We start from the raw sequence: 21997 nt of genomic DNA on the forward strand, positions 1-21997 counted from the left end.
CGACTGTCTCGAGCCTCCGTCGTCCGTTTCTGCCGGCCTCGGTCATCGGTTTCTTCAACGGGGCATTCCAGTTACATCCTGATCAGATGCAGCACACGCCGATCAACGATGCGTTGCGCGAGCGACAACATCGAGGCACCCGGCCTGTCCCTCTTGGGCGTCCGGCTGGTTATCCCTGACCATGCAGGCAAACCCTGCGCGAAACTCCGCAATTGACGGATGAGGACAAAGCTTGTCCGTCGGTTCCAGGCACGAAAGCGAACAGCTGGCCGCAGCGCTCGACCGCCATTTCAAAAACGCGCAGCCGAAAACTGCCAGGCGTATCGGGTTGCTGAACGCGCTGGATGCGCATCTGGCGAACCTTAACGAGAAATTCCCGAAGTGATCGCACGACCGGCGCGAACGGTCAAAGAAAAAGCCGCGCCAATTGAACTGCACCCGGAATGCTGGCTTTCACAGCGCTTCCAAAGACCGGACGGCGTCGGAGTTCGATCTAGGTTAGGTCCCGATGGCACGCCGTAGGTCATCGGCTTATTATTCCGCAAGGTCGGTGAAAGTTGGCCCGAGGTAACGATTTCGCATGCTGGCAAGAACCTTCATAACAAGGCAATGCTTTCCCGCAAGCTTACGCGGTCGGCTCCAGGCCACTGCCAGTGGACACACCATGCTTGGACCTCTGAGATTATTCATGCTGCTTTGGTCGTTGGCGGGGATCGTGCAGACCGCGCATGCGACCACGATCGGCGTCGTGCTACCCGGCTCGTCGCTTGTTTTTTACCAGACAATGCTCAAGGGGATACAACAGTCGGCCCATGATCATCATGTAGATCTGCTGACCCGCAGCCCGTCCGACGGTGAGTCGCTCGATACATCAAATATCCAGTTGCGCATTATCGATTACATGGTGACGCAAGGAGTCGCGGGTGTGCTACTGGCACCGGAACCATTGAAAGGCGACACGCGGGTTTCAATCCCTGTCCCCCTGATCCTTGTGGATCGGTATAACGCCGATTACGACGGCATCTCGACCATATACACAGACAATTTCGGCGCAGGGAGGAAGGCCGCCCTCAGCCTGGTACCGGTTTTGAAAAAGGGTGCCAAGGTGGCGATGCTGCGGCTCGCGCCCAACGTGAGTTCGACTGACGCGAGAGAAAGCGGATTCTTAAGTGTCGCCCGGAGCGAGGGATGGGATGTGGTGATCGATACCTACGTCGGGTATCGACCCCGCGATGCCGAAGCACGGATCGCTGAGGTGTTAAACACGTACCCAGGCCGCCTGGATGCCGTTTTCGCGCCGGCCGAACCCATCGCCTACGGCGCTCTGCGGGTAATTGAAAATGCGGCAGTCGGCCAGCGCCCGCGCCTTGTGCTGTTCGACTGGCGTCCGGAATTCCTGGAAGGCCTCAAAAGAGGAATCGTATACGCCGCCATATTGCAGGACCCTTATCGCATGGGTTACCTCGGCTTGGCGTCGCTAGTGGAGGCACTGCAGGGCCATCCGCCGCCCCGCAATATATTTGTCGACGTGGTCACCGTTACGCCAAAAAACATGAACGACCCGGCGATCCGTTCCTCGTTGGCAAAGTACGCGAAATAGGCGACGTGAGCCACGAGCGTGTTCAGTACCGCTTGACGGGGCAACCGTTGCCGCCACTTGAATCCCCACCCAGTCCGTCCTTCTATGGACTGCTTCAGGCTTGGGGAAATCACATGCATCCGCCCGCCTCTTGAAGTGCCCACGTCGCAGAAACGCAGCTAATTGACCAGACACGGGAAAACTTCATGCCGAGATCACTTCATGTCCGCCGTGTTGCAGACGCGAGTGGCCTACACGGCCACCGTCCTAGCGGTGACGTCACCCATGCGTGTGGCACGCGATGCCCATTTCACTCCCCGGCGCTCCCTGTCCGATGCGGGTGCGCCATCAACCGCAAGCCGCTCGCTATGCCGCCGATGCCCGCGAACATCGCGCCGCCAAGCAGAGCGAGCATCGGCCCGTGCTGTCCGTCCAGTCCAAAAAACAACGCAACCAGCGCAGCGCCCGTGGCCTGTCCGATCAGGCGCGAGGTCGCGACGACGCCGCTGGCGCCGCCGCTGCGCGCGTGCGGCGCGCTTGCCATCAACGCCTTGATGTTCGGCGACTGGAAAAAACCGAAGCCGACACCGCAGATCCCCATCCGTATCGCGATCGAGTACGCGCAAGGATGTGCGGGTAGCAACGAGAGCGACACGAGACCCACGCACAGACAGGCGAGCCCGGCCGCGCCCAGTGCGCCAGGCGGATAGCGATCCGACAGGCGTCCGGCAATGGGCGCGACAAGCGTCACGACAACGGGCCAGGGCGTAATCAGGAACCCCGTCTCAATCTGGCTGCGATGCAGCACGTCTTCGAAGTAGAACGGCAGCGATACGAACGCGAAGCCCTGCGCGGCGAACGCGCACACCGCCCATCCTCGCCCGCTATACGGCTCGCGAGAGCGCCGTCTCGTTCCGGCTCTCCGTGCAGGTGTCGGCGCTGCTATTCGACGAACTGAAGGACGGGCAACTCGATCTCGCGCTTTGCTTCACGCCGCAGACCGTCGCAGACGAAGAACTCCAGTCCGATGACATCGGCAGCCAGCGCTACCGGATCGTCGCGCGGCAGGGCCATCCGCTCACGCATACGCCTGCCGATCCACGCCTGCTGCAAGCGGCAAAATGGTTGCTGCCGCTGCCTGGACATGGGTTGCGCCAGATCGTCGATCGCTACTTCCAGGACCACGATCTGGTGTCCCCGCAGGCCGTGATCGAAACCGACGCGTCGATTTCGCTGCTGACATCGCTGCTGCGCAACAGCGATCTGATCACGATGCTGACCGAACAGATGCTCCAGACCTATGCGGGCCGCGATCTCGCGGCCCTGCCCTACGAAACGGCACTATTCGAAAGCAAGGTCCGGCTTTTCTATCGCAGGAAAACCCCCATGTCGCCAGCCGTGCGGCGATTTCGCTCGACGTTGCATGAAGCGTTGACCGATTCCTGAATGCAATCGCTTGCGCTTCAATGGTCGACGGCTTTTATCGGCAGCAAGCCCGTCTGCCCATAGAACTCCTGCAACGCAAACGCTTCCTGCTCCCGCTGCGCGCGAGCACCGCGATCCAGTATCGAAAAGAGCCAGATTCCCGCGAACGCTAGCGGCACCGAAACCAGCGCGGGATTGTCGAGAAACACGGGCGTATGCGCGTGATGCAGCACGTCGACCCACACCGATTTCGACAGCAGCGTCAGCAGCACGGCGGATATCAGGCCGAGCGCGCCGCCAACTACCGCGCCGCGCGTCGTCATGCCGCGCCAGAAGATCGACGACACCAGCACCGGGAAGTTCGCGCTCGCCGCGATGGCCGCCACGAGGCCGACCAGAAACGCCACGTTGACGTGCTCGAAGAGAATGCCGAGGCCGATGGCGACGACGCTTAAAATCAGCGTCGCTGCGCGCGAAATGCGCATTTCATGGACTTCGTTCGGCTTGCCCCGCGCGAGCCAGCACGCGTACAGATCGTGCGAAACCGTGGTCGCGCCGGAGAGCGTGAGGCCCGCCACCACGGCCAGGATCGTCGCGAACGTGACGGCGGCGATGAACCCGTAAAACAGGTTGCCGCCCACGGCCTGCGCCAGCTTGACGGCAACCATGTTTGAACCACCCAGCAGGTCGCGCGTGAGATTGAAATGCCCGTCTGCCGCCGTCTTGAAGAACTCGGGATGCTGCGCGAGCAACGCAATCGCGGAGAAGCCGATAACAAACGTCAGCAGATAGAAGTAGCCGATGAACCCCGTTGCGATGAATACCGACTTGCGCGCCTCTTTCGCGCTCGGCACCGTGAAAAAACGCATCAGGATATGCGGGAACCCCGCCGTGCCGAACATCAGCGCGATGCCGAGCGACAGCGCGTTGAGCGGGTCCTTCAGCAGCTTGCCGGGCGCCATGATGCTGAGTGCGCCGGGATGAACGTCGACGGCGCGCCGGAACATCTCGTCGGGACTGAAACCGAACTGAGCGAGCGCGGTAACGGCCATGAACGTCGCGCCGCATAGCAGCAGCACGGCTTTGATGATCTGCACCCACGTGGTGGCCGTCATGCCGCCGAAGAACACGTAGACCACCATCAGCGCGCCGACAATCACCTCCGCCATCCAGTACTGCAAGCCGAACAGCAACTGGATCAGCTTGCCCGCGCCGACCATCTGCACGACCAGATAGAACACCACGACGACGAGCGATGTGCTCGCCGTCAACAGACGGATCGGCGCCTGCTCGAAGCGGTAGGCGACCACGTCGACGAACGTATATTTGCCCAGATTGCGCAAGGGTTCGGCGAGCAGGAACATCACAAACGGCCAGCCGACCAGAAAGCCGATCGAATAGATCAGGCCGTCGAATCCGAACAGATACACCATGCCGGAAAGGCCCAGGAACGACGCCGCCGACATGTAGTCCCCGGCGATCGCGAGCCCGTTCTGGAAGCCGGAGATACCGCCGCCCGCGCTATAGAAATCGCGCGTCGTGCGCGTTCTACGCGAAGCCCAGCGCGTGATGCCGAGCGTCACGAGCACGAACAGCAGGAACATGCCGATCGCCACCGGGTTCAGTTCGACGCGGTCAGCCACCGGACCTTCGATGCCCGACGCGCGAGCGAGCGCAACTGTCGATGCGAGACCCGCGCACAACAAAGAACGAACGAGCTTCATGCTTCACTCTCCTGCGATGCGTTGACGAGTAGTGCGCGCATCGAAGGATCGAAGCTGCGGTTTGCGTGAAGCACGTACCAGGCGGTCAGCGCGATCGCCACCGCAATGATGCAGACGCCCACGAGTACGCCGATCGTGGTCGTCGCGCCCGCGTACAACGGTCGCGCCAGCAGATGCGGCGCCACCGCGACGAACAGGATAAAGCCGTAATACGTGGCGATCATCAGCGCGGTCAGCGTGAAGCTGAATCGGCGGCGTGACGCGATGAGCCGCCGGTACGCGGGGCTCGCCTGGATTGATTCGATATGGGCTTGCTGCATGCGTTTGTCTCCTGCCTGCTGTCTGTTGTCTGTTGTCGGAACGAAATGAGCGTCTTGGGGCTCGATGCAACCGCGCCGCGGGCTTCTGTCGGCACCGCTTGCCTGGCGGCGTCAGTGGCTCGCCAGCCGTCCCATCGCCTGCCGCATGTCGCACTCGAACCGGAGCACGATGTCAGCAAGCGGTTCGATCCGGTCGGTGAAGGCGAGCGACTGTCCGGCGGAAAGCAATCCCTTCGACCAGTCGCCCGTCACATAAGCGTTGCGGCCGATCTTGCCCGCGACCATCGGCATCAGGTCGGCAATCGTGATGTCCGGGTTCTGTGCCTCGAGTTCCTTCACGGCCGCCGTCGTCTCGTTGCGCAGCGTCCGCACGGTATTGCGCACGGACTGCATGCACAGATCGGTATCGGTCGGTCCGGCTTCCACCAGACGGCGCTTGTAGTTGTCGTGCGCCCAGATCTCTTCGGCCACGGCGAAGCGCGTACCGACCACCACGCCCGACGCGCCCATCGCGAGCGCCGCGGCAAGCTGCGAGCCGCGACCGATGCCGCCGCCGATCAGATAGGGAATGTCGAGGTGGCTCTCGGCCCACGCGGCGTTGACGAACGAGCCCACCATGTCGAGACCGGGATGTCCGCCGCATTCCGCGCCGACGATCGCCACGGCATCGACGCCGACAGCGGCAGCCTTGACCGCGAACCGGAGCGCGGGCACTTTGTGAAGCACCTTGACGCAGGCCGCTTTGAGCAGCGGCATGAATTCCTCGGGATTGCGCCCCGAGGTTTCGACGTACTTCACGCCTTCGTCGACGACCAGCTCGAACACCTCGCGCGTTTTCTCGCCCGGGACGAGCTTCGGCAGCATCGACACGTTGACGCCGAACGGGCCGCCCTCGCACAGTTCGCGGCAGCGCCGGATCTCGGCCCGCAGTGCATCAGGCTCAGGGAAGCTCGCGGCCGTGATGAAGCCGATGATGCCGGCACGCGAGGCGGCGGCGACATAGTCTGCATCGGCGAGCCACATCAGGCCACCGGCAACGATCGGCAGCCGCGTGCCGAACAGTTCGGTCACAGCATTCGTAAAAGCGGGTTGACTCATTGAACGGTCCTTGTGCAATAACGCGTGATCCAGCGTCACACGACGCCTTCTGCCTTCAGGTGCGAAAGCCGTTCGGCGGACAGCCCGAGCAGCGACTGGAGTACATCGTTCGTGCCTTCGCCGAGTTGCGGCGGGGCTGTGCGAACCGGAAGGCGCGCGCCGTCGAAGCGATATGGCGGCGCGAGCACATGCGTGCTGCCTGCTTCGGGATGTGTGTAGGTGGTCACGAGTCCAGCCTCTTCCGCTCGCGTCGAATTGAGCGCTTCGTGAAGGCCCGCGACCTCGCCACAAGGAATGCAGGCCTGCGTCAAACGTTCGAGCAACACCTTGCGCCTGCGCTTCCTGATCTCTTGCTGGAGTTCGGGTGCGAGCACTTCGCGGTGTGTGGTGCGGGAAATGTTCGTGCGAAAACGCTCGTCGTCGACGAGATCGGGACGCTCGATGACCTCGCGACAGAATCGCTCGTACTGGCGGTTGTTGCCGACCGCAATGACAAGCGGGCCATCCTCTGCATCGAATACGCCGTAGGGCATGATCGACGGATGCGAATTGCCGTAGCGCGGCGGATCCTCGCCCATAATCAATGCCTCCAGTCCGTAGTACGACGTGATCATCAGCCCGCAATCGAAGAGCGCCATTTCAATGTGGCGTCCGTTGCCCGTCTTCTGACGCTCGAAGAGTGCTGCGAGCACCGCCTGTGCGGAGTACATCCCCGTGAACAGATCGACGGCGGCTACGCCGAACTTGAGCGGCGGCTGATGGGCCTCGCCGTTGAGCGCCATCAGCCCGGCTTCGCCCTGAATGACAAGATCGTAGCCGGGACGCGCCGCTTCCGGCCCGTGCCGGTCGTAGCCGGAGATCGAGCAGTAGATGAGGTTCTCGCGTCCTTCCTTGAGTTGCTCATAACCGAGGCCCAGTTTCTCCGCGCCGCCGAACTTGAAGTTCTGGATCACGACGTCACACTGCTGTGCCAGTTCGCGGGCGATCTGCTGGCCCTCTTCCGTTTGCAGATCGAGACACACCGATCGCTTGTTGCGGTTCACGCTGTTGAAGTAAGCCGTCTCGGTCGTGCCGACGCGGATGCCCCAATCGCGCGTGTCGTCGCCGCGCTTCGGATGCTCGACCTTGATGACTTCTGCGCCGAGATCGCCGAGCACCATCGCGCACCACGGCCCCGCCAGCACGCGGGATAAATCGAGAATGCGAACACCGGCAAGCGGCAGGGATGAATCGAGGTTCGACATGACAGATCCGGAATGACAAAGAGTGACGAAGGCGCCGCGTCTAGCACGAACTGACTTCGGACGCACGGCGCAACGCCGAAAAATCGGCGGCGCGCTTCTCGAAAAAGGCGTTGATGCCTTCGGCGGATTCATCGTCGCCAAGCGATTCCGCCATGTAATCGGCTTCGAGGTCGAGCTGCGCGTCCACCGTGTTTCCACCCGCGTGGCGGCACAGACTCTTGATCCGTGCGATCGCGCGCTCGGGTCCCGCCGCGAGCGATTGCGCGAGCGCCACGGCTTCCGACAGCGCGCTGCCCGGCTCGGCGAGTCGATTCGCGACGCCGAGTGCATGCATGCGTTCGCCCGTGACGGGCCGCCCCGTCAGACACAGCTCCGTCATCAGCTGCCGGGAGACGACACCGGACAGAAACGCCGTCGCCCCGCCGTCGGGCGACAGGCCCACCTTGACGTAGGCCACGGAGAACGACGCGTTGCGCGCGGTCACGAGCATGTCGCATGCGAGTGCGATCGAGAGCCCCGCGCCGGCTGCCGCGCCTTCGACGGCTGCGATCACTGGCTTGCCGCAGTCGCGCAGCGAGCGAATCATGTTGTGCAGACCTTCGATGCCCGCGCGCCGCTCGGACGGCGTCGCCAGGCGCCGCTGCGCCAGCCGTTTCAGGTCGCCGCCCGCGCAGAACGCGCCGCCCACGCCTGTCAGCACGATAGCGCCGACTTCCCGATCGTTTTGCGCCGCTTCGATGGCAGCCGGAAGCGCCGCGTACACCTCGGCTGTGAGCGCATTGCGCGCAGACGGATTGTTGAAGGACAGCACCTGCACCGCGCCTTCGCGGCGTGCAAGGATAGGTTCGTTCATCGTGATTCACTCCGGTTCAAGGTGATGTAGCGTTCGAGATGGTGGTCTTCATCGCCCAGTTGATGGTCGATCATCACGAGGCGCTTCGCGTAGTGGGCAAGCGGCAGTTCCCATGTCATGCCGATGCCGCCGTGCAACTGGATGGATTCTTCGGCGACCTGCGCACCGACGCGGCCGATCGTGTACTTCGCCGCCGACAGCGCGCGTTCGCGTTCTACCCGGCCCGCGCCAAACGCGGCGGCCGCATTGATCACCGCAGAGCGGGCCTGCTCGATCTCCAGCAACAGATCAGCCATGCGGTGCTGCAATGCCTGGAAGCTGCCGATCGCGACGCCAAACTGCTTGCGCGTGCGCAGGTACTCAAGCGTGTGTTCCTTCGCGACGTCCATCGCGCCGAGCGCCTCGGCGCACAATGCGAGCACACCCGCGCCAATGCTGTACTCGAGCGTCGTGAAGCCCGCATCGCGTTCGCCGAGCAATGCCGTGTCGGGAAGACACACTTCGTTGAGGCAGATTTCGGCAGCGCGCCCGCCGTCGATCTTTCCGTAGCCGCGCAGCGCGACGCCTTCCGTCTCGCGCGGAACGACGAAGAGCGAGATGCCCTCTTCGGCGTCGGCGGCACCGCTGGTACGCGCCGAGACGAGAAAGAAGTCGGCCTCGGCGCCCAGCTGGACGACAGCCTTCCTGCCCGTCAGCACCCAGCCATTCGAACTGCGCACGGCGCGCGTGGTCACCTTCGCGAGTTCGTAGTGCGAGCCGGGTTCGTCGTGAGCAAGCGCCGCAGCAGTGTGGCCTTCGATCAAACCGTCAATCAGCGCCTTCTGTGCGTCGCTGCCAGCCAGGGCCAGCGCGCGCCCGACAATCAGGGCGCCGAGGAACGGTTCGACCACCAGGCCGCGTCCGAGGCTCTCGAAGACAACGGCAATATCGAAACCCCTTCCGCCGAAACCACCGTCGGCCTCGTCGAAGAGCGCGCCAACGATGCCCAGTTCCGCAAAGCGAACCCACAGTTCACGGCTGAAGCCCGAGTCGCTGCGCGCCAGTTCGTCGCGCTTCGCGAAGCCGTACTGCTCGCTGACGAAACGGTTCAGCGTATCCGCCAGCATGCGGCGGTCTTCGGTATGCTGGAAATTCATCGCGATCCTCTTACAGTCCCAGGATCATCTTCGAGATGATGTTCTTCTGGATTTCATTGGAGCCGCCGAAAATCGACAGCTTGCGGTTGTTGAAGTAAAGCGCGGCGGCGCTCGCGGCCTCGTCGGGGCCAATGGGCGCATCGTCATGGTCTTCGTGCAGCGCTTCTTCGACAAAGGGCTGCGCGTACGGCCCCATCGCGCGGCGCATCAGCGACGTCAGTTCCTGGCGAATCTCGGTGCCGCGAATCTTCAGCATCGAGCTTTCCGCGCCCGGCACACCGCCGCCCGTTACCGCGGCGATCACGCGCAGGTTGGTCGTCTTCATGTTCTCCAGGTCGATTTCGACGCGGGCGACGCGCGCCGCAAAGAGCGGATCGTCGACGAGCGGACGGCCGTTGCGCGTCACGTTCTGCGCCGCGCGGCGCAAGCGCGCCAGCGCTGCGACCGAGAAGCCGACGCCCGCGATGTTGGTGCGCTCGTAGGTCAGCAGATACTTCGCGACCGTCCAGCCCCGGTTCTCCTCGCCGACCAGATTCGCAGCGGGCACGCGCACATCGGTGAAGAACACTTCGTTGATTTCGTGTTCGCCTTCGAGCGTGATGACGGGACGCACTTCGATGCCCGGCGAATTCATGTCGACGAGCAAGAAACTGATGCCCTCCTGCTTGCGTACATCCGTCGCCGTACGCACGAGGCAGAAGATCATGTTCGCGTGCTGGCCGAGCGTCGTCCACGTCTTCTGGCCGTTGACGATGTAGTGCTCGCCTTCATCATCGATGCCGCGCACCGCGCTCGTCTTGACCGACGCCAGATCGGAACCCGAACCCGGCTCCGAATAACCTTGGCACCACCAGTCGGAACCATCGAGAATGCGCGGCAGCCAGTGACGCTTCTGCGCTTCGTCGCCGAACTTGATGAGCACGGGCCCCAGCATATTTACGCCGAACGGCACGATGCGCGGCGCGCCCGCCAGCGCGCACTCGTTCTCGAAGATGAACTTCTGCACGGCGTTCCAGCCCGGACCGCCGTATTGTTCGGGCCAGTGATTCGCGAGCCAGCCCTGTTCGTTCAGGATCGCGTGCCATTCGGCCATGTCGTCGCGCGTGAGGCGCAAGCCGTTGCGCACCTTGCTGGAGAGCCGCGCGGGCAGTTTGTCGTTCAGGAAGCGCACGACCTGCTGGCGAAAGGCTTCCTCCTCAGGGGTGAAGTTCAAATCCATATGCTGTTTCTCTCAATAGATTTCGAAGAGGCCGGCGGCGCCCATGCCGCCCGCAATGCACATCGTGACGACCGCGTACTTCACGCCACGACGCCGGCCTTCGATGAGGACGTGACCCGCGAGGCGCGAACCCGTCATGCCGTACGGATGGCCGATGGAAATCGCGCCGCCGTCGACGTTGAGGCGCTCGGACAGAATGCCCAGGCGTTGCTGGCAATAGACCGCCTGCGAGGCGAATGCTTCGTTGAGTTCCCACAGGCCGATATCGCCGACCGTCAGCCCGTGGCGTGCGAGCAGCTTCGGTACGGCAAGCACCGGGCCGATGCCCATCTCATCCGGCTCGCAGCCTGCTACCGCGAGACCCCGGAATGCGCCGAGCGGAGTGAGGTTCGCGCGCTCGGCGGCTTTCGCTTCCATCATCACGCAGGCCGATGCGCCATCGGAAAACTGCGACGAGTTGCCTGCCGTGATGAATTTGTCGGGGCCTTTGACGGGGGCGAGCTTCGCCAGCGCCTCAATGGTGGTGCCGGGACGATTGCAGGTATCCGCCGAGACCGTCACCTCACGCTGGCTGACGGCGCCCGTCTCCTTGTCGGTCACGGCCATCGTGGTCGTCACGGGCACGATCTCGTCGGCATAGCGGCCGGCGAGTTGTGCCTCCGCCGTGCGCCGCTGGCTTTCCACCGAGAAACGGTCCTGCGCTTCGCGGCTGATGCCGTAGCGCTGCGCCACGATGTCGGCGGTATCGATCATCGTCATGTAGAGCGAAGGCTTGTGCTCGACGATCCACGGGTCGAGCGCGGTCACGCCGTCTTCACGCGTACGGATGCTGGAGATGCTTTCGACGCCGCCCGCGATCATCGCCGGCGCACCGTCGACAACGATACGGCCGGCCGCCATCGCGATGGCCTGCAGGCCAGATGCGCAGAAACGCGTCACCGTCGTGCCCGCGATCGACAGCGGCAACCCCGCACGGATCACAGTCTGGCGCGCGATGTTGCGGCCCGTGTTGCCTTCCGGATAGCCGCAACCGAGGATCGCGTCCTCGATCAGCTCGAGGTCGACGCCCGAGCGTTCGACGACTGCCCGCACCGCGAACGAAGCCAGCGTGGGACCGGGTGTGATGTTGAATTCTCCACGGTGCGCTTTGGTCAATGGCGTGCGCGCGGTGGAGACAATGACGGCTTCTCGCATGGTCTGGCTCTGCAAAGTGGAATGAAGAGTCGAACGGATCAGGCGGTGTGATTGAGGCTCGCCAGGGTGGCGCCGCGCTCGACGAGATCGACAATCAGCGGCGACGGCTGCCAGAACACCGGGTCCCGTTCGGCGGCTCCGATAGCGTCGCTCAGTGCGCACCGCACCGCGACGCCCAGCGCGTTGACGGGCGGATTGTCGACAGTGACGACAGGAATGCGGTTGCGCAGCTCACGCCTGACGGCGTGTCCGGCCGAGTGGGAAGTCATGTCCCGCGTCTCCATGTATTTCGTGTTGACTGATTGTTAAATGCGCAGCGCGCATTGACAATCCAACTGGCAGTTGACGAACTGTTAACTGAAAGTTGACACTGGACATGGGAGAGTCTTGATCGAGCGGGGTGATGTGCCCGTCGGAGTGAAGCCCGGCGGTCTAGCTCCAGGCTTGCGCGAGCGAAAGGATTTCGGCGCGCAGGTAGTCGATCAGCGCTTGCGTCGCGGGCGACGGGTAGCGATTAGGCAGCGTTACGATATACAACGTGTTCTGCATGCCGGCTACGCGGAAATGCGGAAGGACTCGCGTCAGTTCGCAGCTCATCGGAGCGAGCGGCACGTAGGCCGGCAACAGACCGATGCCCATGCCCTGACACACGGCTTCCGTCAGAAATGGATAGTCCGAAGACTGCAGCGCAGGCTGCATCGTGATCACGTGGACGTCTGTCTCGTCCTCGCGGTGCGTGAGCGTCATCGTGACGCGGCGGCCAGGATAAGGTGATGCGACCAGCGTCTGCTTTTCGAGGTCGCTCGGACAGTCGATGGGACCGTGCTTGTCGACGTAGTCCGCCGACGCAACCAGGTTCCAGTCGATCGAGCAGATAACGCGCGCCACGTAATCGAGCGGCGGCGTCGTCGTAATTCGTATCGCGACGTCGACTTCGGCTGCGATCAGGTCTTCGATCCGGTTGTTGAACGTGACCGTGAGCGCGATGTTCGGATGCATGCGCGCGAACTCCAGCAGCTTGCCGCCGAGAAACATCCTGCCGAAGCCCGTGGGCACGCTAATGCGAACACGGCCGCTCAACGTCTGTCCGAGGCTGTCGATCGAGGCCCTCGCCGTGCTCAGGTCTTCGAGCATGCGCTGTCCGCATTCGTACAGCGTGTGGCCGGCTTGCGTCAGTTCGAAACTGCGTGTGGAGCGGCGCAGCAGTTGCGCGCCCGTCTCGCGCTCCAGCAGCTTGAGCCGCTGACTGATGTTCGCGCGCGTCATGCCCAGTTTGCGTGCGGCGGCGCTGAGGCTACGCGACTCGACGATTTCGACGAACAGGCTGACCAGGTTCAGATCCATGATTTGACGGTGCGCGTGATTGCCAGGCGATCGACTGCGGCCGCTTTCCCATTTCCAGAATAGGCCGCCAGTTTAAGTCAGCCGCGGCCAGGACCTCAGCGCTGCGCGAACACCAGCAGCGGCTTGGCGTCGTGTGCGGCGCTTTCAGCAGCCACGAAGGCTTCATGTGCGCGGTCGAGGCTGTAGCGCTGCGCTGCCGGCGGCTTCAAGGTGCCCTCGGCCATACGATCGAGCAGACTGCGCAGCGTCTGGCTGGCTTCACTCACTCCTTTGCGTGCGAGCCACGAGAAGATCAGCCAGCCGCGCACCTCGGCAGCCGAATAGATCAACGCCGGGGCGAAAATCGGCATCTCGAACGCCGCCGGATCCGTCTGACGATGCGATGACAAGGCGCCGTAGACAAGCATGCGCCCATTCGTGGCCAACTGACGCGCAAGCGTGGCGCCTGTCTGGCCCGCGACGCAGTCGATCGCGCTTACGATGCCTTTGTCGCCAGTGGCCGTTTTCAGTTGCTCGGGCCAGCGTTCGTCAGCCGTGCATAACACGACGTCACCGCCCAGTGCCTGTATCTCGGCGACCTGCTCTTCGCGACGCACGAGGTTGATGGTGCGGAACCCCTGTGCCTTCGCGATCTGCAGCACGAGGCGTCCGACTGTCGAGCCCGCCGCGCTCTGGACCAACCAGTCGCCGCGTTCGAGCTGATGCTCGGACATCGTCATCGCCCATGCCGTCATCGGGTTGATCAAGGCCTGCGCGGCGTCTTCGTCGGAGATTGCAGCAGGAACCGGTATCGCACGGTCGGCTGGACTGATGACTTGCTCTCGCCACGTTCCTGGCACGTCCAGCAACACAACACGTTCTCCTACCCGCGTGCGTGACACGTCGCTGCCCACGGCGTCGATGACGCCGACGCCCTCGGACCCGGGCGACGCCGGAAGCACCGGCTGACGCTGACGGGCGAAACGACCACGAATCACGTGCAGGTCGGAGGGATGCACGGGTGCAAGAAGCATCTTCACGCGGACTTCACCGGGCGCTGGGGTGGGTTCGGGCAAATCACGCCAGTGGACTACCCCTGACGGCTCGCCGTTACGTTCGATTATCAAGGCCTTCATGTGCTCTTCCATACGGTCGGGAGAGACTGCGGCGAAAGCCGGACTTTCACCGCAATCGATTGGGTTCAGCGTATCAATAGACTCAGCCCCAATAGCTTCAGACGAAGCTGATCGCTTCAACCTTCGCTCGGCTCATATGGCGACGCCCGGTTTTCGCGTTTCCATTTCTTTTCAGCTTCCGTATCGGGCCGAGGTGGGCGAATGCCGTCGATCAACCACAGTTGTTGCGGCGTTTCGCCGACATGCAGTTCGTAGTGGTAGCCCCGCTCCTGGACGAATGGCGCAATGGCCGCGTTCGCCTTGCGCAGCCACGACTCCGTCCACGCGACGTCGTTGGCGATATGTCTGGCGAAATGATCCAGTCGGATTCTGACGAAATCGCCTCGCGACTCACCTCCCATGAAAAAGGAGTCTTTCGGCTGTTCATGAAACAGAACGCCGACGTAAAAGGGAGGAATGATGTAGATACCGGTGATTCGTTTCGCCATCTCCTGCTTGTCTTCAGCCGTGTAGGCACCGGGGGGATGATAGATATTCCACAAAGGCATTTTTGTCTCCATACATCAATAGATGCCGCGTTTCTTATGTCAGAACATCCCGTTGTCTTGAAAGATAAGGCGAACCAGACATGAGCGACGCGGCGTGATAGATAGCCCAAGGATAGGCTACCGTTTGAAATCAACGCTTTCACAATGCAGCATTGATGGCGACTCGTCACATAGAAGTGCAATCACATCGTCGCACCCGTTCTAGTGGCGACGGGGAAGGCCGAGTATGCTGCGCGCCTCGCCGGGTGTTGCCACCTCCCCGCCGATGCTTTTGACGATACTGACCGCGCGTTTCACCAGCGCCGCGTTGCCCGGCGCCAGTTCCCCTTTGGCCAGATAAAGGTTGTCCTCCAGGCCGACGCGTACATGTCCGCCGAGAATCACGCTTTGCGCCACGATTGGAAACTGGGCACGCGAGATGCCGAATGCCGACCAGCGGGCATTCGCGGGCAGATAGCGTTTCATCTGCAGAAGGCTCTCGGTATCGGCGGATGCGCCCCACGGCACGCCAAGACACAACTGGAACAACGGCGCCTGCAGGATGCCTTGCGTTTCGATCAGATGGCGAGCGAGGCGCACGTGGCCCAGATCGAATACCTCGAGTTCCGGTTTCACGCCGGCTTCTTCAATCAAGGTTGCCATCTTGATCAGATGGTCGGGCACGTTCACGAATGCGCGATTGCCGAAGTTCATCGTTGCGATGTCCAGCGTGCAGATTTCCGGGCGCAACTCCAGCACATGCCGCACGCGCGCCTCGGGCGTCATCATCGTGCTGAGTTCGCTTCCCCGGTTCGGGTCCTCGTCGCTGGGAACGAAACGCGCCCCCGGTCCTGTCGTCAGGTTGATCAATATCGGGCATCCACTTTTGCGGATGCGCGCAACGACTTCGCCGTAGTGCGCCAGCTCAGTGCTTGGCGCGCCGGTCTTCGGGTCACGAACGTGAATGTGCGCGATGCTCGCGCCCACTTCACATGCAGCAATGGCCTCATTGGCAATCTGCTCGGGCGTTACCGGAACGGCGGGGTTCACGCGCTGGGTATCGTCGCTGCCAGTGAGTGCACAACTGATAATCGTCTTGCTCGTCATGGTGTCTGTTCAAGAAGAGAAAAGAATCAGGCGCTGCAATCGCGCGCTCAGGCGGCCCGCGCGGGGCCGAAGGGTGAAGCGCCGACGGGCGCAACCCGGATTAGCTTCTTGTTGACGAATTCGTCGAAGCCCAGCAGAGAAAGCTCTCGCCCAAACCCTGAGCGCTTGATGCCGCCGAACGGCAGTTCCGCCGACGTGCCGAACGGCTGATTGATGAACACCATGCCACTGTCGATCTGTGCGGCTACTTGCTCGCCGCGTTCGGTATCGGCCGTAAACACCGACGCACCGAGACCATAAGGCGTCCCATTGGCTAGCGCGATCGCAGCCGCTTCGTCCTCGACGACATAGAAAGCGGCGACCGGGCCGAACAGTTCTTCGGCGAAGATGGGGTTCTGCGGCGAGATGTCGGTAAGGACAGTCGGTTGCAAATAGAAGCCCGGACGCTCGACACGTTTTCCGCCACACGCAATGCGAGCGCCACGCGAAGCCGCGCGATCGATCTGCTCAAGCAGCAGCTGCAACGCGCGCTCCGACGAAAGCGGTGCGACGGCGGTCGCCGGATCGGCTGGATCGCCCGTCTCGAGCTCTGCCATCCGCTGCGTGAAGCCCTCCAAAAAAGCGGCACCGCGTTCCTTGCCGACCACGATAATGCGCTTGGAGCCCACGCAGCATTGACCTGCATTGAGCATGCGGCCTGCGACCGCGCTTTGGATCGCCCAATCGAGCGGCGCATCGTCGAGCACGATGAACGGATCGCTGCCGCCCAGTTCGAGAACGACCTTCTTCAGATTGCGGCCCGCACGCTCGGCGACGGCGGCGCCGGCGCGCTCGCTGCCCGTCAGCGTTACGCCCTGCACGCGCGGATCGTCGATGACGCGGCCAGCCTGTTCGATCGAGATGAACAGATTCGTATAGACACCTTCCGGCGCCCCCGCTTTCTCGAACAGCCGGGCGAACGCCAACGCCGATTGCGGGACGCTTTCCGCATGCTTGAGCAGCAGCACGTTACCGACCATCAATTGCGGACCGGCCACACGCGCAATCTGGTAGTAAGGGAAATTCCACGGCTCGATGCCGAAGAGCACACCGATTGGCTCGATGTGCACGGCAGCACCGGGCGCTTCATCGAGCGCGCGCGGTTGCAGATAGGCATGCGCGTGTTTTGCGTAGTAGTCGAGAATGTTCGCCGCCGACTCCACTTCCTTGCGCGCTTCGCCCCTTCGCTTGCCCATTTCCAGCGTCAGATAGCCCGCATATTCGTCGGCCTTCTCGCGCAACAGCGTCGCAGCGCGCGACACGATGCGAGCCCGGTCGCTGACGGGACGACGACGCCAGTCGGTTTCAAAAGCGCGCTGCGCGGCAGCGAGTTTCGCTTCGAGCGACTCGTCGGATATATCGTCGTAGGTGGCGAGCAGTTCGCCGCTTGCAGGATTGATCGTCGTGTACGGCATGAAGTTCTCCGCAAAAAAGTTGACAATGAGTCATCGCGTTGACAAATGCTAACACCGTTAACACGCTCGACGACCAGCTTTTTTGGCCAGGAAAAACCCTCATTGATATTCATGTTAATGCCGTTACTATTGTCGTGTATCTTCTTCAAATATGGGAAGGCGAAATGGCAAAGGGATATTGGGTGGCAGCGTATCGGGCGGTCCATGACGCGAGCAAACTCGCGGCGTACGGCGTCCTCGCGACACAGGTAGTGAAAGCAGCGGGTGGAAAATTTCTGGTGCGAGGCGGGGAAGTCGTTGCGTTTCAGGCTGGCATAAAGGAACGGACCGTCGTGGTCGAATTCCCGAGCTTCGATCAGGCGCTCGCCACATTTCAGAGTGAGGCATATCAGGAAGCTCTGGCCGTATTGGGAGACGGCGCCGAAAGAGACGCGCGCGTCGTGGCAGGCCTCGATGATTGAAATGCTCGTCCGCTCCCCGCTGTGGACTTCCGGAGAACATTTTGGCTTGTGAACAAAAATCGCTGCGTACTTTGGTCGAGCGTTGGCTTCCCTCCTGCACAGGCTCGGCCCGCGATGGGCGCCAGCTGTGCCTTTACTCATTGACATTGATCAACCACCGGAGCTGGGAGGCGACCCTATTCAAGTTAATGCCGGCGCTATTTTTTTGACTAAATGTTATGCTTGTTAACATACAGGCATGCGAGAGATACAAATCTGAAGAACCCGGAGCAAAAATGGACGAAGCAATTGTTCAGACCGAAATCAAAGGCCACGTAACAGTCCTTACGATGAACCGCCGACCGCACAATCTGATGGGCCCGACGCTGTATCGCGCGCTACTCGATGAATTCGACGAGGCGGTCAAACGCGGCTCGCGCGCGATCCTGCTGCGCAGCGGTCTGCGGCATTTCTCGGCCGGCGCTGAAGTGGCGCTCTTTCCGGATCGTATTGCCAAACAAGGCAAAGCACTGATGGATCCGCTCGAGGTGCTTCGTGGCTTCGAAAGCCTTCCGATCCCCATCGTTGTCGCGGTGAACGGCACCTGCCTCGGCGGTGGCTTCGAAGTGGCGCTCGCCTGTGACTTCAGCGTCGTCGCCGAATCAGCCAGGATCGGCTCGGTCGAGGTCGCGCTCGGCTTGCACCCGCTGCTCGGCGGCATCCAGCGTCAGGTGATGCGTGCCGGTCCGGCGCGTGCGAAAGAGCTCGCGTTGCTCGGTCGTCGTTACGACGCGGCGACGCTCGAACGCTGGGGTTTGATCAATCTCGTCGTGCCCGACGACAAGCTCGATGAAGTGGCGTTGTCCGTCGCTCAGGAACTGGCGGCCGGTCCGACCGTCGCGCATGCAGCCACCAAGCAGCTAGTACGGGTCGCGGTCAACGAAGGCGTGGCCGCTGCCGACGAGGCGATGTTCGAACTGCAAAAGCCGATCTGGGCGTCGCAGGATCTAAAACGTGGACTGGAGGCCTTCGACAAAGCCGGCCCTGGCACCGCTATATTCCAAGGGAACTGACATGACCGGACCGCTCGAAGGACTCAAGGTCGTCGACTTTTCCCGCGTGCTGGCCGGCCCGCTGTGCGCGCGGACGCTAGCCGATCTCGGTGCTGACGTCATCAAGATCGAGCCGCCTCGGCCCGACGTATCGCGTGCCGCGTTCCCGAATCGCGACGGCATGTCCGGCTACTACGCCCAGCAAAATAGCGGCAAGCGCAATATCAGCATCGATCTGAACGCGCCGGGCGCGCGTGAGTTCGTGCTACGCCTGTGCGACGAAGCCGACATTGTCGTCGAAAACTTTCGCGCCGGGACACTCAAGGGTTTCGGACTCGACTACGACACGCTTTCCCGCCGCAATCCAAAGCTGGTCTATGTATCAATCACAGGCTATGGCCAGCGCGGTCCTTGGGCGTCGCGCATGGCTTACGCACCGACCGTGCAGGCCGAAACGGGATTCACGCACAACACGTTGCGACATTTCGACAGTGCGGGCGAGGGCCGCAGATGGACCGATCCCCTATCGCATGCGGACGTCTATGCGGGCCTGCAGGCGACCATCGCCGTGCTCGCGGCGGTGCGCAAGCGTGAAGTCACCGGGCGCGGCCAGTATATCGACGTGGCCATGGCGGCAGTGATGCTATCAATCAACGAGCGCGCGCACCTCGATCTCGCGGGTGTCGATACGGGCGCCGAACCGGGCATCCTCGGCGCCGCCGATGGACCACATTTCGTCGGCCCCGGTGGCGAAGAGTTCGTGGCGGCGCAAAGCATCGTCGGCAGCAACACGTTTCCGAACTACTTGCGCGCCATGCGCCGTATGGACCTTGCACAGGACCCGCGTTTCAGTACCGCTGAGCGCCGCCTGCAGAACTACAAGGCGCTGCACGCGGTGATCCAGACGTGGATGCTGTCGTTCCGCGATCTCAAGTCGCTCGATGCGCAACTCGACGAGGCCAAGATCGCGATGGGGCAAATTCGTACGCTGAAGGAACTCGCCGAGACCGATTGGGCAAAGCAATGGGGTGCTGTACACGAGATTTCGGATCGTCGCGGCGGGTCGTATCTGATACACGGCTATCCATGGAACTTCTCCGATGACGAGCTTGGCATGCGCAGCGCGCCCGCGTTTCGCGGCGAGCATAACGAGCAGGTGTTCCGCGAAGCAGGAATGGCCGATAGCGAAATCCGCCATGCAATCGATACTGGCATTCTGGTCGGCGGCCCACTACCGTCCGCAACGAAGATCGGGGCCACCGTTCTTTCGCAAGCGCGTGAGTTGCAGAATGTGACGGAAGATCTTTGATCGCCGCGATATGCGTCGTAGTACCTGTATCGACACAAGACATCGGAGGACCGAATGGAAGTGGTCAATCAAGCCGTCAAGAGGAGGCTTCGTCTGATGACGACGCCCTCCTTCCCCGCCATCTGGATCTTGAGCGCCGCCTACTTTAGCCTGCTGGCCGCCACCGCCACACTGTTTTTCTTCTCCCCGACGATACTGCGTGAAGCGGGATTCGGCGGATTCAAAGAGATCGGCCGTGCGGTCGCTGGTGCCTGCGCATTGGGGGCATTGGGCAATGTACTTCTCTGCAGCATCGGGGGCAGTGCGCAGCGTCGCCGGCTCTTCTGTGGCCCGTTGACGATGTATCGGTTCGATGCCCAATTTGATGAGAAGATGCCGGCGTGGGCGCGCAAGGTACTCGTGGTAAGCCCACCGGCAGCCTACCGAGCCGTTACGCGGCTAGAATGCCCGTAGCGGGTTACGGTTGTCAGCGCGCGATTAGCAATACTGCGTGCCTCTTCGCGCAGAATATATAATCGATTCCTTGTTTTACTCCACGAACGAAGGCCACGTGAGTCCCAAGTCACCTATCGCGAAGAATGCGGATTACCACCACGGCAATCTCCGCAACGCGCTCATCGAAGCGGGGCGCAGTGCGCTCATGGAAGTATCCGCACAGGACTTGAGCCTGCGTTACCTCGCGCGCATGGTGGGCGTATCGGAAGCCGCGCCCTCGCGTCATTTCTCGGGTATCGACGAATTGCTGGCGACGATCGCGGCGAGTGGTTATCGTGATCTCGCTGCGCTGCGCGTTGCGATCCGTGACAGCGAAGATACGGCGCTTTCCAAAGCGTACCGGATGATGCGGGAGTATGTTGAGTTCGCACAGCGCCACAATGGACTGTTCGGCCTGATGATCGGTCCTCGCATCGTCGCGCATCAGGCGTATCCAGAGCTGATCGAGGAAAGTAACCGGTCTTTTGGCTTGTTTTCCGAAACGATCGAGGCACTGGCAATCGAAACTGGCTGGTCCCAGGCCGATCTGAAGCTCGTGACGCACGCCGCGTGGAGCATGGAACATGGTCTCGCCACGCTCATCCTGGCAAATCGCGCACCACGAGCCGACACAAAAGTCTCAATCTCAAAGCTGATCGATTTTGTATTGATGACCTTGCTTAGCGCGATCGCGGCCGGTCCGGATCATCTCGAGCGCGTGATCCAGCAATGCGAACTCTCCGGAAAGAAAGCGGTGTCGCGCACGGCTCGCAAACGCGCCAAAGCGTAGTCATCGCCGCCGTTGTCCTGATGTCAAGTTTCAGTTAACAGCGCGTTAACTCCGACGACGTTCAATTCCGCGCCAATACATCTACACTTCGAAGCGAATATTTAAACGCAAAGGCGTTTCGGAGGAAGGGGATGCAACCATTGGAAATGAGCGGTCTTGAATTGCTGCGTGCAACTGCTTCGGGCCAATTGCCTCGCGCTTCTATGGGAGAGACGATTCCCATGTCGTTTGCCGAGGTCGATGCCGGATATGTGAAGATGACAGCGCGCGCCAGCAGCCAGCATCTGAATCCTCTAGGCGGGGTACACGGCGGCTTCACGGCAACCGTACTGGATTCCGTGACCGGTTGCGCCGTACATTCGATGTTGGAGCCAGGCGTCGGGTATGGCACGATCGACCTGCAAGTGAAAATGTTGCGACCTGTGCCGCGCGATCAGGACGTCGTGGCGGAAGGCAGAACGGTCCATCTCTCGCGGAACATCGCAACCTCCGAAGGTACGTTGAAGTCTCTTGACGGCAAGCTGCTCGCCACGGCAACGGCTACCTGCTTCCTGAAGAGAACCTGAGCCACTCCGACAATGCCCCCGCGGTAG

The 21997-nt window shown here is 61.9% G+C and carries 22 protein-coding genes and 1 pseudogene; 8 read left to right on the forward strand and 15 right to left on the reverse strand.

The genetic code is table 11. The features are described from left to right. Window positions 1-688: 688 nt before the first annotated feature. The gene (locus B0G80_RS34315) at window positions 689-1600 is read left to right on the forward strand and encodes a substrate-binding domain-containing protein (RefSeq protein ID WP_116122240.1); all 912 of its coding nucleotides are present in this window, start codon (window positions 689-691) and stop codon (window positions 1598-1600) included. A 289-nt stretch (window positions 1601-1889) separates the two neighbouring features. On the opposite strand, the pseudogene B0G80_RS34320 reads toward B0G80_RS34315, so the two are convergent. Further along, a pseudogene (locus B0G80_RS34320) lies at window positions 1890-2450 on the reverse strand (MFS transporter); the annotation flags it as partial. Window positions 2451-2452: 2 nt separating this feature from the next. Between B0G80_RS34320 and B0G80_RS34325 the strand changes: the two are divergent. Further along, entirely contained in the window at window positions 2453-3025 is a 573-nt protein-coding gene (locus B0G80_RS34325) for a LysR substrate-binding domain-containing protein (protein ID WP_258879250.1), read from the forward strand. A 17-nt stretch (window positions 3026-3042) separates the two neighbouring features. On the opposite strand, the gene B0G80_RS34330 is transcribed toward B0G80_RS34325, so the two are convergent. The 14 genes from B0G80_RS34330 to B0G80_RS34395 all read right to left on the reverse strand — a co-directional run bounded on the left by B0G80_RS34330 (window position 3043) and on the right by B0G80_RS34395 (window position 17339). Continuing rightward, a complete protein-coding gene (locus B0G80_RS34330; RefSeq protein WP_116122241.1) occupies window positions 3043-4728 on the reverse strand; it encodes a cation acetate symporter in 1686 nt (561 codons plus the stop codon). After that, window positions 4725-5048 carry a DUF485 domain-containing protein gene (locus B0G80_RS34335; RefSeq protein ID WP_106283070.1) on the reverse strand — a complete coding sequence of 108 codons (324 nt, stop codon included), beginning with the start codon at window positions 5046-5048 and terminating at the stop codon, window positions 4725-4727. The genes B0G80_RS34330 and B0G80_RS34335 overlap by 4 nt, the downstream gene beginning before the upstream one ends. A gap of 111 nt (window positions 5049-5159) precedes the next feature. Further along, on the reverse strand, window positions 5160-6146 hold the full coding sequence (locus tag B0G80_RS34340; protein WP_116123829.1) for a nitronate monooxygenase family protein: 987 nt from the start codon (window positions 6144-6146) through the stop codon (window positions 5160-5162). 35 nt (window positions 6147-6181) lie between these two features. After that, on the reverse strand, window positions 6182-7390 hold the full coding sequence (locus tag B0G80_RS34345) for a CaiB/BaiF CoA-transferase family protein (RefSeq protein ID WP_116122242.1): 1209 nt from the start codon (window positions 7388-7390) through the stop codon (window positions 6182-6184). Window positions 7391-7430: 40 nt separating this feature from the next. Continuing rightward, entirely contained in the window at window positions 7431-8243 is an 813-nt protein-coding gene (locus B0G80_RS34350) for an oxepin-CoA hydrolase, alternative type (RefSeq protein WP_116122243.1), read from the reverse strand. Next, on the reverse strand, window positions 8240-9379 hold the full coding sequence (locus B0G80_RS34355; RefSeq protein ID WP_116122244.1) for an acyl-CoA dehydrogenase family protein: 1140 nt from the start codon (window positions 9377-9379) through the stop codon (window positions 8240-8242). The genes B0G80_RS34350 and B0G80_RS34355 overlap by 4 nt, the downstream gene beginning before the upstream one ends. Before the next feature lie 10 nt (window positions 9380-9389). Continuing rightward, window positions 9390-10598 (reverse strand): acyl-CoA dehydrogenase family protein, encoded by a 1209-nt coding sequence (locus B0G80_RS34360; protein ID WP_116122245.1) that lies wholly within the window; start codon window positions 10596-10598, stop codon window positions 9390-9392. Between the two features lie 12 nt (window positions 10599-10610). Beyond that, window positions 10611-11792, reverse strand: a complete 1182-nt coding sequence (locus B0G80_RS34365) for an acetyl-CoA C-acyltransferase (RefSeq protein WP_116122246.1) — start codon at window positions 11790-11792, stop codon at window positions 10611-10613. A gap of 38 nt (window positions 11793-11830) precedes the next feature. Continuing rightward, a complete protein-coding gene (locus tag B0G80_RS34370; protein WP_116122247.1) occupies window positions 11831-12061 on the reverse strand; it encodes a hypothetical protein in 231 nt (76 codons plus the stop codon). Window positions 12062-12224: 163 nt separating this feature from the next. Then, window positions 12225-13136, reverse strand: coding sequence for a LysR family transcriptional regulator (locus B0G80_RS34375; RefSeq protein ID WP_106283064.1), 912 nt, complete (start codon window positions 13134-13136; stop codon window positions 12225-12227). Between the two features lie 95 nt (window positions 13137-13231). Then, complete coding sequence (locus B0G80_RS34380; protein WP_181920120.1) at window positions 13232-14251, reverse strand: zinc-dependent alcohol dehydrogenase family protein; 1020 nt, start codon at window positions 14249-14251, stop codon at window positions 13232-13234. 116 nt (window positions 14252-14367) lie between these two features. Next, window positions 14368-14799: a tautomerase family protein gene (locus B0G80_RS34385; protein ID WP_106283062.1), complete on the reverse strand. Its 432-nt coding sequence runs from the start codon at window positions 14797-14799 to the stop codon at window positions 14368-14370. A gap of 201 nt (window positions 14800-15000) precedes the next feature. Continuing rightward, window positions 15001-15885 (reverse strand): 3-keto-5-aminohexanoate cleavage protein, encoded by an 885-nt coding sequence (locus tag B0G80_RS34390; RefSeq protein WP_116122249.1) that lies wholly within the window; start codon window positions 15883-15885, stop codon window positions 15001-15003. 47 nt (window positions 15886-15932) lie between these two features. Next, entirely contained in the window at window positions 15933-17339 is a 1407-nt protein-coding gene (locus tag B0G80_RS34395) for an NAD-dependent succinate-semialdehyde dehydrogenase (RefSeq protein WP_116122250.1), read from the reverse strand. Between the two features lie 164 nt (window positions 17340-17503). Between B0G80_RS34395 and B0G80_RS34400 the strand changes: the two genes are divergently transcribed. The 6 genes from B0G80_RS34400 (at window position 17504) to B0G80_RS34425 (ending at window position 21970) form a co-directional block, all read left to right on the forward strand. Continuing rightward, window positions 17504-17800, forward strand: coding sequence for a DUF1330 domain-containing protein (locus tag B0G80_RS34400; protein WP_106283233.1), 297 nt, complete (start codon window positions 17504-17506; stop codon window positions 17798-17800). A gap of 275 nt (window positions 17801-18075) precedes the next feature. After that, window positions 18076-18852, forward strand: a complete 777-nt coding sequence (locus tag B0G80_RS34405) for an enoyl-CoA hydratase/isomerase family protein (protein ID WP_116122251.1) — start codon at window positions 18076-18078, stop codon at window positions 18850-18852. Window position 18853: 1 nt separating this feature from the next. Then, window positions 18854-20140 (forward strand): CaiB/BaiF CoA-transferase family protein, encoded by a 1287-nt coding sequence (locus tag B0G80_RS34410; RefSeq protein WP_116122252.1) that lies wholly within the window; start codon window positions 18854-18856, stop codon window positions 20138-20140. 54 nt (window positions 20141-20194) lie between these two features. Then, entirely contained in the window at window positions 20195-20593 is a 399-nt protein-coding gene (locus B0G80_RS47425; RefSeq protein WP_258879126.1) for a hypothetical protein, read from the forward strand. 97 nt (window positions 20594-20690) lie between these two features. Further along, entirely contained in the window at window positions 20691-21404 is a 714-nt protein-coding gene (locus B0G80_RS34420; RefSeq protein ID WP_258879127.1) for a TetR/AcrR family transcriptional regulator, read from the forward strand. A gap of 131 nt (window positions 21405-21535) precedes the next feature. After that, the gene (locus B0G80_RS34425; RefSeq protein ID WP_106283056.1) at window positions 21536-21970 is read left to right on the forward strand and encodes a PaaI family thioesterase; all 435 of its coding nucleotides are present in this window, start codon (window positions 21536-21538) and stop codon (window positions 21968-21970) included. Window positions 21971-21997: the final 27 nt, after the last annotated feature.

This window comes from Paraburkholderia sp. BL6669N2 (genome assembly GCF_003387275.1).
Classification (GTDB): domain Bacteria; phylum Pseudomonadota; class Gammaproteobacteria; order Burkholderiales; family Burkholderiaceae; genus Paraburkholderia.